Origin of the sequence: Natronococcus sp. JC468, assembly GCF_012163165.1 — an archaeon.
GTDB lineage: Archaea > Halobacteriota > Halobacteria > Halobacteriales > Natrialbaceae > Natronococcus > Natronococcus jeotgali.
The window spans coordinates 12,727-28,944 of the sequence record NZ_JAAVUO010000036.1 but is presented as its reverse complement, the minus strand read 5'-3'; the positions used below and the strand labels follow the sequence as shown (position 1 = coordinate 28,944).

Genomic DNA, 16,218 nt, shown 5'->3' with positions numbered 1-16,218 from the left:
ACGGCCGATCTTACAAGAGACGCTCGCTACTGCTACGCAGCCGAGGTGTGAGGCTTAGCTAAAGACAAATGAACTGCTGGCCTTTCAGCTGCGTGTCCCAGCTGACTCTGTTCATCGATCCCAGAATCTCGGTCGTTCAGTAGGCACTCTCCACATAGCGAATCGACGACTCAGAGTCAAAATCATTCGAGGTGGCAATTTTACAACACTATCTATTGCTGTGACGTACGTTCTGATCCCTGCTCGAAATCAAATATCGTTCAAGGTTGCTGCCGAAGCCGCATCGGAAGACCGTTTTTCGCTTGAATCGTGATCGCCGGGTCGAGCGTAACCGTCGAGTCCCCTTTTGTCCACTCCAGTCCCCACTGCTGACCAATCGTCGCTAACATGACCATCGCTTCGAGCCGAGCAAACTCCCGACCAATATACGTTCGACGACCACCACCGAACGGAATATATGCGAAGTCGTGGTGTCCCTCGATAGACTGCTGTTGCCATCGCTCCGGCCGGAACGAGAGCGGATCCTCGTAGAAGCGCTCGTCGCGATGGGCTGCGATCACTGACAGGTGGACCTCCTCGTTTGCTGGAAGTCGATAGCCGTCGATCTCGAGCTCCCGTATTGTCTACCGAGGAATAGTGTATACTGGTGGATACAACCGTAGCGTCTCAGTCACGATACAACGTGTAAGGTCTAAGTCATCAACTGTCTCCTGAGACGGCGGTTCGCCACCAAGTACAGCCTCAAGTTCATCGTGAAAGGCATCCCGTAGAACAGGGTTCTTCGCCAGTGCGTACCAAGCGAAGCCGAGCGTTGAAGCAGTTGTCTCGTAGCCTGCGAACAGCACTCGTACTATGTCCAGGCGAAGTAGTGATCAATCGTTGGTTCGTTTTCCCAGAGTGTGATCTGTTCTGTGAGTTCCCCATTGGGGCGGCACCGACACGTTAGGAGAGATATCGCAATGCGTATCGGCGGCGATTGACGGGACAGGCGCGCATACCAGTATCGGGTTCAACCCTGGGGGACACTCATCAGAATTATCGTACCGAATTATCCAACTAGTCCGAGAATCCACCGGATGATTTCAGAGGTGGTGAACAAGGCGCCTTCCAAACGAGAAAGTACTCTTCCTGTCCAGAAGCTAACGAGCATCAGGAGAACGATTCCGGTCAACCACGCCAGTGTCTCAAGCGCTGTGCCACTCACCATGAGTGGACGAACGACCGCTGCCACCCCCATGATTCCCGTAATGTTGAAGACGTTGCTGCCGACGACGTTGCCAACCGAGACCCCGAGGCTCCCCCGCTGGATAGCCACCAGCGAAACGGCGAACTCCGGCGTAGAGGTTCCTGCGGCGACGATTGTCCCACCGATGATCCATTCGGAGATGCCGGCGCCGCGGGCCAACTCCGAGGCAGCTAGCACCATATAATCACCACTCACCAGTACCAGCGCTAATCCTCCCAGAAGAAACATGACGTCTCGCCCACGAAAGGTCACCCGTTCGGTCACTGGGCGGGTTACTCGTCCTTCTCCGAGCAGCTGATTAGGGTTCGTTTCGGGCTCTGTGTGGTCGGTCCGGAGCAGATAGGCTGTGTAGGCGACAAACAATCCTACCAAGAGTGCGCCTTCGACCCTCGAAATCTGGAGGTCGAACAGAACGATTCCACCGATGAGAGTGCTCGTCAGAAGAGCAGTGCCATCGCGGTGAACGAGTAATTCTCCGATTGGAATTACTTTCAACATGGAAATCACACCTAAAATGAAGGCCAAATTGTAAATGTTCGAGCCGAGGACGTTTGCGACTGCGATGTCACCCAGTCCTTTGAACGCGGCGTCGACCGAGACCGAGAGCTCCGGTGTCGACGTTCCCATCGCCACGATCGTAAGTCCAATCACAAGTTCCGGGAGGCCGAACCGTCGAGCCAATCGAATAACAGCATCGACTAAGAGTCGCGCGCCGATCCATAGACCCAGAACTGATACGAGTATAATACCTATTTGAACGGCCACGCCACCTTCAACCATCGTACGGGAATTCTGTTGATCAGCTAATCAAGGTTGGGTGTCTGGTGACTACCCTCTGTTCCCCGTTATAGTACCCTTTCCACAGTCGACTGGACGGCCTATGCATCGACTGCGACGCGAATTCTGTAGTCCAAGAACTTGCGACTGACTCAAGACATCATCTCACTGCTTCAGGCGTTGATTGGCTCACCCTACGCCGCTGCTCGAGCCTTGCAGCAACTCGCTGGCGAAGACGAACACCGAGAGCTTCGACCGGACGAACTCCGCTATGCGCTGAGAACACTCGAGCCCGAGCAAGCCCTCTACTGCCCCGCTGTTGGTTAGCAGACTATCTTGTGATCAGTACCAGTCTGCTAGCAGAGGTGGAGTAGGTCACGGAGCAGCAAGCGATCTCACCGATAATTGTAACATCAAATTTATTGAATTAGTTCATAGGGTGAACTGAACTGTACCGAACCCATCTCGCCAGGTTCCGGTCCGACTACTCGCCGCCGGGTGCGATCGTGGCCTCGCCGAAGTCAGCGAGGTCGTCCGCCTCGACACGTTCGACCGCGGCGTAGACGTCGGCGAACCCGGCGCCGACCGATTCCGCGGTGTAGTCGTGGACGTCCTCGACGGCGGTCGCCTCGAGCGTGTTCAGCACGTCGATCGCGTCGGGGTACTCGCCGTGGGTCTCGTAGTAGGCATCGACGACCAGCGTCGCACAGCCGGCGACGCCGGGGCAGGCCATACTCGTCCCCGAGAGGCGGCCGTAGAAGACCTCCGCGTCGGTTTCGGTCGCCTGTAGCGCGTGGGTGGGGTTGAGCGTGCTCATCACGCTGCCGCCCTTCGCGGCGACGCCGTTGCGGTAGATCCCGAGCGAGCCATCGGGGTCGTCGCCCGAGTAGAACGCCCGGTGGTTCTCGAAGGCCGTCTCGCGGTCGTAGTTGGTCACGCCATCGTACCCCGGTGAGCGCCCGCGCGAGGAGAAGTCGGTTACCGTCTGATCGGCCTCGGTCGCCGCCACACCCAGGACGTGAGGACCACGAGTGTAGAAGTTGAGGGTGTTCGTCTCGGGACCGTCGTTGCCGGCGGCGAACACGGGCAAGATGTCGGCCTCGAACGCGTACCAGGTGGCGACGTTGCCCGGATCGTTCGGGTCGTAGTCCTCGTCCTCGGCCAACCCGTACGAGTTCGACACGACCTGGATGTCGGTCTCGCCCGATTGCTTGCGTTCGATCATGTGGTCGTACGCCGCGACGACCGTGACGAGCGTCAGCGAGAGGTTCGCCGAGTAGGAGGTCAGCGTCGCGTCGGGAGCGATCCCCTTGTACTCGCCGTCGCTCTCGGTGCCGTCGCCGCCGACGGTGCCACAGCAGTGCGTGCCGTGGCCGTTGTCGTCGGTGTTCGCGGGCCCGAGGTCCTCCCAGAGGACGCCCTGCTCGAGCGGGTCTCCGACCCACTGCCAGTTGGCCGCGAGGTTCCTCTCGAGATCGGGGTGGGCACCGTCGACGCCGGTGTCGATGACGGCCGTGTGAACGTTCTCGCCAGTGTAGGCCGTCTCGAGGTCTTCCCCCTCGTGAACGCGGTCGGCGCCGGTCGTCTCGCGGCTGTCGTCGTTGAAGTACTCCAGGTCGCGGTTCGCGGAGACGTACCTGACCTCGTCCCAGTCGGCGACCGCGAGCAGCTGCTCGCCAGTGAGTTCGGTGTAGCCGACTGGGAGGACCGCAAAGGAGTGATACCCCAGCGCGAGGTCCAGCTCCGCGAGGCGGTCGACCTGATCGTTCTCCTCGAAGACGACTAGAGTCTCCTGGAGGGCGTCGCTCGCGGTGTCGAGGGTCTCGTCGACGATCGTCTCGTCAGCCGCCGCGCTCCCGGCGAAGGGAAGCGTCGTCGCGAGGCCGGCGACGCCGAGGCCGGCGACGAATCGTCTGCGGGTCGATGCACTGACTGCGTCGGTTCGCGTCTCGGTGGTCGAGTTCGTGGTGTCTGTCATGGATGGTGTCTCGTGTCAGTCCGGAGCGTCGTCAGTCGCGGGTGGCGTCTCGCTTCGGTCGCAGTCTCGACGGCGGCTCGAGAAGGGACGAACCGCTGTGTTGTTCAGCTACGTCTCTTCCGCGGCGACGGTGACCGTCCGGTCGGTGCCGCTGATCGCGGTCCACTCGCGGTCGGTGAGCGTGCCGTCGTCGTCGGTGTCGGTCGTCACCGCGATCGGCCCGAACGTATCTCGTCCGGAGTCCTCGATCTCGTCGGGTGCCTCGGCGAAGTGGGTCAGCTCCTCGTAGGCGTCCTGGGGGTCGTCGACGCCGAAGTAGACGTGGGTGCCGCCGCCGAAGGCGGGGGTCGTCGCCTCGACGTCGCCGTGGTCCTCGTCGACGTCCCAGTCCTCGGGGACAGTGTCGCGGACGAGGACGTCCTCGCTGTCGGGATGGCGCACCGTCACGTCGAGCTCGGCGCGGTTGGTCTGGCCGCCCGTAAAGACGGAGGCGTCGTCCTTGCGCTCTCCCTCGACGAGCAGCCCCGCTTCGTCGAACGCGGTCTCGAGCTCGAGGTGGGCCCGGCAGTCGAAGCCGTTGACCAGCCCGGGGACGTTCACCAGCTTCGCGACGACGTAGAACACGCGTTCGCCGCCGTTGTCCTCGAGGTCGTCTGGCGAGACCGTCGTGGAGACCGCGGCATCGCCCTCGATGCCGACGTCGCTGCCGACGATCGTCGGATCGCCGGTCTGCTCGTCGGGGCTCTGGGCGTCGTAGCAGAAGAGATCGACGTGTGGGTCGCCTTTGGTCGCGCTCTCGTTCCCGCCGCTGTAGTGGCTAAAGGCGACCTCGGCGTTGATCTCGCCGGGATCACTCACGCGAACGTGTCCGGCGATCGCCCGCTCGTCCTCGGGGACGGCGAGACCGACGGTTCCCGAGACGGTGTCGTCGGTGAGGTCGCGGGTCACGGCGTCGATCGCGGGACCGACGTTCGCCCGGCCGTACCCCTCGTACTGGTCGCGGCCGCCGTGGGTGTACCGGGGCACCTTCGCGCGGTGGTAGGGGGCCGCGGTCAGCGCCGTCTCGCTCGCGGTCGCCAGCAGGGTCGCTTTGAGCCGGAAGACATCGTCCCGGTCGGCACCGGCTGGCTCGTCGAGCGCGATCGCCTCGGGCGCGTCGAACTCCATCGCTTCCGCGACGACGCCGGCGATCCCTGCCAGGGAGGGCGCCGCCATTGAGGTGCCGGCCTTCCCGGTATAATCGCGAACGCCGTCGCTCCCGTCGCCCTCGGTGTTCGCGCCGGCCAGCGGCGACTCCAGCGACGTGTCCAGGCTGACGTCCCCCAGGGTGTCGAGAACAGAGTCGGCGAGATCGACCTCGTAGTCGGCGGGACCGGTGATCGCGTCGTCGAAGGTGGTCTTCGGCTCGAGGTCGCTTTCGTCTACCTCGTCGAGTTCCGCGACCGGCTCGAGTTCGGCGTCAGCGACGTCGTCTTCGGGTTCGGTTTCGGTGACGTCGTCTTCGGGCTCACCCTGCAGTGCGGCGATGTCGGGGACGTTCAACGTCCCGCCGGGGGCCGTGACGTCGGGTTTCATGTAGGGTTTGTCATGTTCGTCGATACCGGCGATCCCGCCGCTGGAGTACGCCGAGATCCCGTCACAGGCGCCGGTCGCGACGACCGAAATCGCCTCGCGGACGACCGCGGGCGCGGCGTTGCCGGAAGCCGGCGTGGCGTCGTTGCCGGCCGCCGCGACCGAGAGGATCCCCGCGTCGGTCAGGTTCCCGATTGCCTCAGGGACGTCGTCGAGGCGTCCGCCGGCCGCGCCGAGGGGGATCCCGCCGACGTACCCCCAGGACATGTTCACCGCGCGGACGTTGAGCTCCTCGGCGAACTCTTCGGCGTAGTCGCCCATCTCGACGGTCGGGTCGCCGAGTCCCGACAGCGAGACGATCCCTGCGTCCGGCGCGATGCCCGCGTGCATCGAGCGGTCGCCGTCTTCGGTCCGGTCGCCGACAGTGTCGGTCGGATCGACGAACGCGCCGACGGCCACGCGATCGACGGTCCCCGACGAAACAAGTTCGCCCTCTTGGGCGCGAACGTGGACCGTGTACGTCGCCTCGCCCTCGTCGTGGACCGTCGGCGTCTGGGCGACGATGTTTCCTTCGAGGCTCGTGCCCACGAGGTCGCTCGAGGTCGTGATCTCCTCGCCGTCGGGGCCCTCGATCGCGATTTCGACGAGTTCGCCGTAGACGCTGGCGAAGACGCCGGTTCCGGCCTCGGCCTCGACTTCGTAGGAGAGGGTGTCACCGAGGACGAGCGTCGTCCGGGGCTCGTCCTCCCAGTAGCGGCTCCCGTCGAACCCACTCGCACGCCCGGTGCCGGCCATGATCGAGGCGACGTGAGTCCCGTGGCCGTTGGAGTCCCGTGGACGGGAGTACTCGCCGTACCGGTTGAAGTCGTTGTGCCAAGCGACGAGTTTCGTCGTGTTCGAGGTGGTACTCCCACCGGTGTTGGCGAACGGGTTGCCGTCGATCTCGAACCCATCTTCCGTCGAAACTGTCGCCCCGCTCCAGGGACCGAGATCGGGATGGCGCGAATCGGTGCCGCTGTCGGTCAGCGCGAGCGTTCGGTCGGCTCGCCCGCGATATCCGCGGCTCCAGGCGTGTACGGCCTCGCGTATTCGTACGTTCGCGAACGCTGTACCGATGTCCTCGCTGGCTCCGACGGTGGACACGCCGGCACCGGTCCCGAGCAGGCCGGTCCCGACGAGCGCACTGGTTCCCGCGACGAATTTACGCCGCGTCGTGTTTGTTATATCTTCAGAGTTGTCTCGCGACATGGAGTAACAGAGGAAGACTACAATAAAGAATCGTGAACCAAATCCTCTAGGCCATCAGTTCGGCCAGGTCGACCGGCGGCTGGTGATCGAAGTACGCGCTGACGAGTTTGCGCTGGCACGTCCGGAGGTGCTCGTGGAAGGTCGGCTCTGTGATTCCGAGGACCTCGGCGACCTCCCCGCTGTTTGCTCCGCGTGGCCACTCGAAAAAGCCCGAGAGATACGCGGCCCGCAACACCTCCCGCTGGCGGTCGGTCAGCGCGTCGTCGAACGCCTCTCTGACCACCGCATCCGAGGGCTCGGTCCGCTCACGCTCGCGCTGGGCGACGAGTTCAGTTCGGTCGTAGTACTCCTCGAGGCCCTCGACGACCGCACGGACGTCGGCGTCGTAGGGGAGTTCGACGACGAACCGCCCCTCACCGTGGTCGGCGTCCGCCTCCCGGACGACGCCCCCGTAATCGGCGATGGTTCCAGACACCGACGGCTCCGGCCCGGTCAGCCGAAAGACACACTCCTCGCCGTGGTCCGCCACGACGGTCGCCTTGACGTCCGGATCGTCGGCGATAGTCGAGAGCACCGCCTCGCAGTCCGCATCGCGTATCGTGACGAACGCGGCGACTTCCCCGTCGCTGGTCGGCGAGACGCCCTCGACGGTCAGTTCACAGCCGAGCTCCGCCGACAGCGCCACGTAGCCGATCGACCGATCGCGGGTCAGGAACTCGAGTTCGATGACCGAATTGGTGACGAGCGCGCGCCGTCGCTCGGCCGCGCTGATCGCGTACGCGACGGTTTCGCCGAGATCGGCGAGCACGGCCTGTTCGTCCTCGTCGAAGGCCTCCGGACGCGGCGCGTACACGCAAAGTACCCCGTAAGTCGTCTCACGATAGCGAAGCGGCACGGCAATCGCCGACCGGAAGCCCCGCTCCAGGGCCGCCTCGCGCCACGGTTCGAACTCGGGGTCCTTGGCGATGTGCTGTGCGGTCTGGATCTCGCCGGTCCGGATCGCGGTCGCTGCCGTGATATGATCGCCCCGCTTCTCTTCGACACTAGGTCGGTCCTTGAGATACCCCTTTTCGATTCCCGCCCACGCCCGCGGAGTGACGTGGTCGCTTGCGGCTCCCTGCTCGCCGATCCACGCGAACCGATACGGTTCCTTCTTGGCGAGGTAGGTGCATACCGCCTCCTCGATTTCCTCGCGGGTCGAGGCCCGAACGAGCGCCTGATTGACCTCCCGGATGACCGCGTTGATGTGGTTCACCGTTCGCAACTGTTCGGCCTGCTGGGCCAGGGCGCGCTGGCGGCATTTGCGATCCGTTATCTCCCGTCCGATTCCGCTGATCCGCTCGCCCGCTTCGGTTTCGAGCAACGCGCCCGTGAACTCGTAGGGGATCTCCTCGTCATCCGTGGTCACGAGGGCCGCTTCCGTTCGAGCGGTCCCGCTCTCGAGGGCCCGTCGGACCGCTGTCTCGATCGCCGCTATGTCCTCGTCGGCGACGAAGTCAAAGGGCGACATCAACGCGATCTCGTCGTCGTCATACCCGGTCACCTCGGACAGCCGGTGGTTCCACTGGAGCAGGTTGCCGTCCGGATCGAAGACGAAAAACAGATCGTTCGACCGCCGGAGCGCCTCCCGAGTGAACTTCGCTTCCTGATTCTCGACCGCGGCTCTGAGCGCCGTCGCGAGATGTGCCACCGTCGCCGTGTTCCGATTGTCTCCCCAGTATACACATCGGTCGATTCCGTCCGAGAGCGCCCGGCTCGCCGTTTCGTTGTCATCGTAGAGGACGATCCACGCACTGGCCGGGACCTCCCGCTTCGTCTCGGCGATACCGGAATCAGTAACGAGACCGGGGCCACAAATTAGACAGTCGAGTTGGCCGGCTCGATTCCCGATCTCGGATAGCTCCGAACAGATGGTTACGTTGATCCCGCATTCCTCGTCGAGTTGTTTTCCGAGGGCCCTGACACTCTGATTTCTGGATACGAGCCCAGTAGTAATCGTTCGGTGGTCGTGGCGAGGTCGGTGACCGATATGACGCTCGGCTGTTCGATCGGGACTTTTCACACCGTAGCGCAGACATTAGGAGACCTCAAATCACTTACGATTATTTATGATAGAGAGGAAACGATTAGTGACGTGCTCCCACGACTCCAGTCGTGGGTTTTGCGCCTGCATGCGTATAATCCAGGCGAGAGAACAGTTCCTCTCCTCCCTCCCCTTCCGCCTAGGTCTCGAGCCCGACGACGGTCTTCGTGACGGTCTCGCCGTTCTCCTTCCGCCAGCCGAAGTTATTGGCACTGACACCACCGCCGTACTCGCCTGCGGGATCGGGACGGGCGTACTCAATGGGCCCGACCGTGTACGAACCGGTGTCGATCAGCTCGGTCGGCACCTCAACGAAGTACCGTACCGACCCCTCTTCGACGGTCTCGTCGGCGGTCACGACCTTGCGCTTCCCGTCGCTGATCTCGTCGACGCTGACGTCGCCGCCAACGACTCCCAGTTGCCCGGGATGCGGTCACGGACCCGAACCGGTTCGCCGCTGTCGACGTGGATCCGCACCTGGCTGGTCTGTCCGGCCGTGAACAGCGAAGCGTCCGTCTCGCGTTCGACGTCGAGATCGATCGGCCTATCCTCGCCGACTGTCACGTCATCGTGGGCGATCGCCTGCGCTCCTTCGTTGATCCCGCCGGCGAAGGCCACGCCGTTGCGAGCGACCGCACACCAGTGGAACGGCGTTCTCGTCGAGAGGGCGCCGAGGGCGGCGTCCTCAGCAATGTCGGGACCGACCCGGCTGTACCCGGTCTCCTCGAGCCCGAGGTCGTCAGTAATCTCCAGAAACCGCGTCCCGGCGTGGTAGTGCCCGAGAACAACGATCCCGTCGGCGTCGATATCGAGGTTGTGCGCGCTCAGGTTGAAGTCGTCGAACCCCTCGTACTCGTGGTCGTCGTCCTCGGCCTCTGCTTCGAAGCCGGGCGTCTCGTCGAACGTCTGCTCGTCCGACTCGAAGAGGATCCAGTAGTCCAGCTCCGTTCGCCTGTTGTCCTCATACATCTCGATGGCGGTTCGGCTCGCGGGTTCGACGCCGTCCTCGCGCACCGTCGAGGACGCGCCCAGGTAGACCGGGTCGTCGCGTTCGCCCGCGAGGACGTCGTCGATCGGATCGGCGTCAACGAGGTAGTAGTGGCCGCTCTCGCCGTCGTTGCGGACGTGGCCCTCGGACTCGTGGCTCGAGGGATTCTCGTGGCCCGCGACGAAGACACGGCTCCCGTTCAGCAACGTCGGCGCCGGCACCGTGTGGTGGGCCCTGTCCTGTTCGAAGACGCCGAGTTCCTCGATGTCTTCGGGATCGCTCACGTTGAGCAGCCGGGTGCCGGCGTTCCAGTTCGCGAGGTAGGCGACAGGCGTCCCGAACCGAGGATCGTCCTGGACGACGATGTCGTGGGTGTAGGCTTCACCACCGTCAGTATCGGTCTCCGTACCCGGCTGGGCGAGTTCCGCCGAGTAGTTCCACCAGTTGACGAGTTCGAGCATCCCTGTCTCGCGGTCGCACTCGAAGACATTGATGCCGCCGGTGATGCCGTCCTCGCCGTGGGTTGTAAAGACGTACTCTCCATCGCCGATCTGGTGATACCAAGCGTTGTGTGGGCTGAGAGTCCACACCGACAGCGACGACTGCGTGACGAACTCGGGGTTGCCCGGATCCGAGATATCGACGACCTCGAGTGCAGCGCCGTCGGTGCCGCCGCTGTCGGCGTCGTCGTCGAGATCGAGTTCGGTCTCGTCGAACAGCGCCGTGAACGGCTGCTTCGAGATGAACGCGTACTGCCCGTCGTCGGAGAGCTTGACGTCCATGCAGGCGGCGCCGTCGTTCCGGTTGCCATAAAAGGAGAGGACGCCGAGCTCGGCCGACTCGAGTTCCTCGCGGCTCTCGGCGCGCGTAAACTGCCCGATATTGAGGACAGCCATTCCCCGACCCGGCGTTTCGTCGCACGAGGAAAACACTGAGAGCACCGCGATATCATTGTGGACACGTAACTCGGAGAGGCCACTGTAGTGGGGATCGTCAGGAGAGCCGGCCATTGACACCGAACCGATTCCACCGAGGCTATGGTAACCAACGACGTTGGTGTTGGCTGCAGCATCGGCACGGTTTCTGTCGAACTGGTCCCCATGGGGCCCGTCGGTCGTATACTTGTGACTGCTTGCGACGCCGCTGGCTGCACTGACTCCCAGTGTACCCGCGGCCGCCGTCAGTACTGCGCGTCTCGTCGTTCGTGTGAGAGTGCCTCTTCTACCGAACACGGATCCGATAAGAAGTCCTGGTGGTATCCCGCCTCTCGTACTCGCCGTCGTTCGATGAAGGACAACTCCGAGGAGCCGATCCTAATGTTGCTGATCCACGTCGAGGCGTCTTCGAATGCTCGCTCCGGCCGTGCGAGCTTCTCGAGGGCCTCTAATGAGAAGGCCAGCGTGAAGTCGTTCGACGGCATTAGGACCTTCCTCTGGAAGCCGGCGGTGCTCTCTCTGAACCACCCCTGTGTCGTGACTCGAGGAGCCGTTCTGCGACTCGACGAGCGCCAACGATGTTCCGGGCGAAGGGACCGACGCTGGGTTCTGCGAGCGCTCCCGAAACGTACACCGCAGAACGGGTGCCGTCGGCTCCTCGCCACGCGAGCGCCCGGTCGTCGAGGACCGGAAAGCCGTCTGCCCCGCGTTCGAGTGACAACGACTCAGCGACAGAATCGACTAGTGGGTGCTCCGGAACCGGATCGAGTCCGGTCGCGAGGACGACCTGTGCATTCGTTGCGGTCGTGCCGTCGTCGAACCGCACGAGTAATCCGTCGTCTGTCGCGTATGCAGCCGTGATCTCGCCCCGCCGGATTTCGAGGCCGTCACAGTCGCGGACCTCGTCAAGCCGACGCTCGACGTACGGGGGGATCGTCGCATCGTTGCGGGCGGCTCGGATCCGGTCGAGACGAGCCTGCGACCCCGGCGGGAGCGTGTGAATCTCTTGTTCGATATGTCGCCAGTTGATCCAGTACGGGTCGGCTTCGGTCAGTTCGATCTCGAGGTCGTGACGCGAGAGGAGTGTCACGTCTCTGTGTTCCGAGAGGCTACAGGCAAGTTGCCCAGCGGTGATGCCGCCCCCAACGACGAACGTCGGGCCAGCGAATTCCGCTACTGTCGTCGGGTCGAAGTCATCGTCCCAGACGTGAACGAGCGGGGCGTCATCGGGGAGTGACGTCGCCCACGTTGGAATTGTCCGCGAGCCACCGAGTCCGATGGCCAGCACGACATGGCGAGCCTCGAGCGACCCAGCACCCGTCTGTACTTCAAGTCGGTCACCTGCCTCAGTCTTGGTAACTCCCGTTGCCCACGACTGGAGGTGACACCCGTCGATACCACGCCGGTCAATGACGTATCGAGCGTGATCGAGAAAGAGTTCCAGCGTCGGTCGATTCGGATAGTTTTCCGTCGAGACGAGTTCGTCCTCCCGACCCGCCCCCTTCGCGAACGATTCCAGTGAGAACGGCTCTATGCCGATGTGGTGGACGAACGTCGACCTGAGCGTTCGCATTCCGCACTGACGAGCCTTCGTCTCGAACGACGCAAGTAACTGCTCGCGAGGTTCGACGAGACAGAGGTCCTGGTGACTGTACTCCCCCTCGGCGAGGAGATAGTTCGCCAGGCAGGTTCCATGAATACCGCCACCGATGATCACGTACTCGTAGGGTTGTCGACCGCTCGGCGTGTGATCGGCGTCCGGTCCGTCGGCGGTCACTCTCGCTCGCCCCCGTCGGCTTCGAGTCCTTCTCGGGTCTGTCCGGGCCGTTGGCTGCGGAGCCGTCGAACGCTCGGGAGACGATTCGACAGTCCCTGGAAGCCGACGACGACAGCGTACACGGCGATCGCCGCAACGACGATCGAGCCACCGGCCGCAATCCCGTAGACGTACGATAGCGTTACACCGGCTATCGCCGCGAATTCGGCTGCGAGGATCGCCAGCAGGATGGACTGCTTGAAACTCTGAGCGACCTGCGCCGCGGCGGCGACCGGAACGACGAGCATCGCAGCGACCAGGATGACGCCCATGATCTGCATCGCGCTGACGACGACCAGCGCCGTGAGCACGACCATGAGGCGTTTGTACAGGCGAACGTTCAGCCGGGCCGCGCGGGCGGCCGTCGCGTCGAACGTGACGTACAAGAGTGGCCGATACGCCAGCGTGACGAGACTGCCGACGACGAGGCTCATCAGGATGAGGACGCCAACGTTCTCTTTCGAGACGGTCGCCAGACTGCCGAAGAGGTAGGCGTCGATGCCGACCGCGATCCCGCCGTCGGTCGCCGTGATGAGGATACTGCCGACGGCGAATCCGCCTGTAAGGACGATCGCCAGCGAAGTGTCGCTGTACGCCCCGGCGTGTTCGACGAGCAACTCCACGAGTAGTGCCGTAACGACTGCGACCACGAACGCGGTGAGCAGCGGGGACAGCGTGAGCGAGAGGGCCGAATTGAGGAACAGCCCGACGGCGACGCCGGCGAAGGCAGTGTGTGCGAGGGTGTCGCCGATCATTGCCATCTCTCGATGGACGAGAAACGTCCCGACGACTGGCCCGATGACGGCGATACACACCGCAGCGAGATAGGCCCGCTGCATGTAGGGATACCCGAGCATCCGCATACCCAGATACTTCGCGAGGCGGTCCATCCTAGCGCCGTACTCGTCCTCGAGGAACCACTCGAAGACCCCATACAGGAGGTCGAATAACTGACTCGCAACAATGGCGGATGTTCCGTCTACACCAAGCAGCGTATACCAATCGAGCATATCAGTGATCGTGCTGAAGAACGTGCTGATCTGACCCGTATGCTTGCGCGAGGGCGTCCGTCTCGACAAATTCCTCTGGGTCACCGTCGAAGTACAGCTGGCGGTTGAGACACGCGATGTCCGTCGCGTAGGTGGTGACGACACCGATGTCGTGTTCGATGAGGATGACGGTCAGTCCGGTCGCATTCAGGTCGTCCAGGAGGCTGTAGAATTCCTCTCTGGATTCGGCATCGACGCCGACCGTCGGTTCGTCGAGCGCGAGCAGGTCGGCCTCCGAGGCGAGCGCACGGGCGATGAAGACCCGTTGGCGTTGGCCACCGGACAGTCGGCCGACCCGCCGAGACGCGAGATCCGTGATTCCGACCTGTTCCAGCGCCTCCTCAACCGCTCGCCGGTCCGCTGGCGAGAATCGGCCGAAGAGCCGCCGCGGGTAACGCCCCATCTCGACGACCTCTCGAACCGTGACCGGCATATCGCGCGCCGCCTTCGTCGCGTCCTGTGCGACGTATCCGATTCGTTCACCGGCATCGAACTCGTGGGCAGGGTCGCCGAACAGGGTGACCGTTCCCTCGTCTGGGCGACGAAGTCCGAGCATCAGATCGAGCAACGTACTCTTGCCGCTCCCGTTCGGCCCGACCAACCCGAGGAAGGCTCCAGGTTCGACGTCGATCGACACCGACTCGAGGACCGGGACATCTCCGTAGCCGAATGTGACGTCGTCGACGCTGATAAGTGGCTCCACCGACCGTTCCTTCTCCGTTGTTGCTGTCGTCATCGACACTCCTCGAGGTCGACAAACGAGTCCCCATACGCCGTAATCCAAGTCGTCGTCCGATACGGAACGGCCACGTCCGGCGGATAGATCGTACAGACGGGCCTCTCCGCCGGACCGACGACCAGTGCCACTAATCCAGAGCGGGGATCTTCGGATGGGCCGGGCTCGGCGTTCCCGTCCCACTCTGGTTCCGTGTCGCCAGACGTGGTGTCGCTCATTCTGCGTCGAGTGCCTGCTTCAACGTCTCGAGATTGATGTTTTCCATGATATCGACGTAGCCCCAATCCTCGTCGACCCACTCCTGGGTCTGTCCGGGAATCGCCGTCAGCGGCAGGATTTCGGTGGCGTCAGTTTCTTCGACGAGTTGATTCGCCGCCTGCTGGGATTCAAGCGGGTCGGCACAGACGTACTCGAGGTCGTGCTCGGCGATGATCTCCTGGGCCCGCTCGATATCCTTCGGCGTCGGCTGGTCGTCCGGTGATAATCCTGTCAACGTCTGGACTTTGAAGCCGTAGCGCTGACCGAGGTACTGGAAAGCGTTGTGCCCAGCGACGAACACGACGTCTTTCGAGGCGTTCTCCAGCGTAGACTGGAACGACTCGTCGAGTTCGTCGAGTCTCTTGCGGTACGCTTCGGCGTTCTCCGCGTAGGCATCGGCGTTGTCTTCGTCGACGTCGACGAACCCGCTCTGGATATTGTCGACGGCATGTTTCGCCCGTTTCGGGTCCAGCCAGAAGTGCGGATCTGCCCCGCCAGAATGGTCGTGGCCATGTCCGTCCTCTCCTTCGTGATTGCCCTCGCGGTCGTCTTTGTGTTCCGCTCCACTCTCGTGGTCGTGTTCACCGTCGTGGTCACCTTCACCCTCGTGATCGTGTCCGCCCGCGCTTTCGGTTACTTCGGGTTCGACGGCCGACCCACTGTCGTTGGCGAGCGTCGCATCGAACTCCGCGGGAACGTGCTGACCGAACAGGACGTAATGGCCCTCCGATACGATGTCGAGGGTGAACACCGTCTCGACGGAGTCCGCGAACTGGAGGTGATAGAGCGACTCGCTTGACGGCGTGAGTGTCCCGCCATCTTCCACTGGGGTATGTGTGTCGTGGTTGCCGTAGAGGTGCTTCGCAGTCTCCTCAACGTGGTGAATGCCGTGATCGCCGCCCTCTTCTGTTTCGAGGACGGCCAACTGCATCTTGGGATCCGGCCCTTCGTGGAACGTGTACGTGTGCAAGCCAGCTTCGAGATGGTAGAGACCAGCCCACTCCCAGGGGGCTTCTCCGCCGTGGTCGTATTCCCCCTCGTCCTCGTTACCTTCCTCATGTTCCCCCTCGTGATCGTGTTCATCGTCGTGATCCTCGTGACCGTGATCGTGGTTGTGGCCGTCTTCAAGGAGATCAATACCAGAACCAGCAGCGACAATTTCGACATCGGCATCGTCGTCACGGAGACTCGTCACGAGGTCGTCAGTCCACGGCTGGAATCCCTCCATCCCATAGAGGAAGAGGTCAGATTCAAAGACTGTTCCTTGAACTTGGGGGCCTGGTTCCCATCCGTGACCATGTTGACCGATGGGAACCAGTGTCTCCGCAGTCGCGGTATCACCAGCGACCTGACTGGCGAAGTCTCCGAACACGAAGAACGAAGACAGGGATTTCGGTTCGTCCCCCTCTGAATCACTAGAGCTGTCGTCATTCGAGATGCAGCCAGCGAGGGAGCCGATAGTGGTGACTCCGATCCCGGCCGCGATGAAACGTCGTCGGGTGTATCGGGACATATGTTGTTAATAGAAGTAG

General features: G+C 62.9%; 12 protein-coding genes and 1 pseudogene. All 13 read right to left on the bottom strand.

Going from position 1 to position 16,218, the window contains the following annotated elements:
• Positions 1 to 260 precede the first annotated feature (260 nt).
• The 13 genes and pseudogenes from GWG54_RS16410 to GWG54_RS16350 all read right to left on the bottom strand — a co-directional run bounded on the left by GWG54_RS16410 (position 261) and on the right by GWG54_RS16350 (position 16,199).
• A pseudogene (locus GWG54_RS16410) lies at positions 261 to 845 on the bottom strand (cytochrome P450).
• Positions 846 to 1,048: 203 nt separating this feature from the next.
• A complete protein-coding gene (locus GWG54_RS16405) occupies positions 1,049 to 2,026 on the bottom strand; it encodes a calcium/sodium antiporter (RefSeq protein ID WP_167938790.1) in 978 nt (325 codons plus the stop codon).
• 481 nt (positions 2,027 to 2,507) lie between these two features.
• Positions 2,508 to 4,001 carry a S8 family serine peptidase gene (locus tag GWG54_RS16400; protein ID WP_167938789.1) on the bottom strand — a complete coding sequence of 498 codons (1,494 nt, stop codon included), beginning with the start codon at positions 3,999 to 4,001 and terminating at the stop codon, positions 2,508 to 2,510.
• 108 nt (positions 4,002 to 4,109) lie between these two features.
• The gene (locus GWG54_RS16395; protein WP_167938788.1) at positions 4,110 to 6,716 is read right to left on the bottom strand and encodes a S8 family serine peptidase; all 2,607 of its coding nucleotides are present in this window, start codon (positions 6,714 to 6,716) and stop codon (positions 4,110 to 4,112) included.
• Between the two features lie 151 nt (positions 6,717 to 6,867).
• A complete protein-coding gene (locus tag GWG54_RS16390) occupies positions 6,868 to 8,511 on the bottom strand; it encodes a bacterio-opsin activator domain-containing protein (protein WP_167938787.1) in 1,644 nt (547 codons plus the stop codon).
• A gap of 532 nt (positions 8,512 to 9,043) precedes the next feature.
• Positions 9,044 to 9,262 carry a hypothetical protein gene (locus GWG54_RS16385; protein WP_167938786.1) on the bottom strand — a complete coding sequence of 73 codons (219 nt, stop codon included), beginning with the start codon at positions 9,260 to 9,262 and terminating at the stop codon, positions 9,044 to 9,046.
• A complete protein-coding gene (locus tag GWG54_RS16380) occupies positions 9,259 to 10,788 on the bottom strand; it encodes a hypothetical protein (protein WP_167938785.1) in 1,530 nt (509 codons plus the stop codon). Before GWG54_RS16380 ends, GWG54_RS16385 begins: the two co-directional genes overlap by 4 nt.
• A 284-nt stretch (positions 10,789 to 11,072) precedes the next feature.
• On the bottom strand, positions 11,073 to 11,312 hold the full coding sequence (locus GWG54_RS16375) for a hypothetical protein (protein ID WP_209438492.1): 240 nt from the start codon (positions 11,310 to 11,312) through the stop codon (positions 11,073 to 11,075).
• Positions 11,312 to 12,604 (bottom strand): FAD/NAD(P)-binding protein, encoded by a 1,293-nt coding sequence (locus tag GWG54_RS16370; RefSeq protein WP_167938784.1) that lies wholly within the window; start codon positions 12,602 to 12,604, stop codon positions 11,312 to 11,314. Before GWG54_RS16370 ends, GWG54_RS16375 begins: the two co-directional genes overlap by 1 nt.
• A complete protein-coding gene (locus tag GWG54_RS16365) occupies positions 12,601 to 13,653 on the bottom strand; it encodes a metal ABC transporter permease (protein WP_167938783.1) in 1,053 nt (350 codons plus the stop codon). The genes GWG54_RS16370 and GWG54_RS16365 overlap by 4 nt, the downstream gene beginning before the upstream one ends.
• A gap of 1 nt (position 13,654) precedes the next feature.
• Positions 13,655 to 14,428, bottom strand: coding sequence for a metal ABC transporter ATP-binding protein (locus tag GWG54_RS16360; protein WP_167938782.1), 774 nt, complete (start codon positions 14,426 to 14,428; stop codon positions 13,655 to 13,657).
• Positions 14,425 to 14,646: a hypothetical protein gene (locus GWG54_RS16355; protein WP_167938781.1), complete on the bottom strand. Its 222-nt coding sequence runs from the start codon at positions 14,644 to 14,646 to the stop codon at positions 14,425 to 14,427. Before GWG54_RS16355 ends, GWG54_RS16360 begins: the two co-directional genes overlap by 4 nt.
• Entirely contained in the window at positions 14,643 to 16,199 is a 1,557-nt protein-coding gene (locus GWG54_RS16350; RefSeq protein ID WP_167938780.1) for a metal ABC transporter solute-binding protein, Zn/Mn family, read from the bottom strand. The genes GWG54_RS16355 and GWG54_RS16350 overlap by 4 nt, the downstream gene beginning before the upstream one ends.
• Between the last annotated feature and the right edge of the window lie 19 nt (positions 16,200 to 16,218).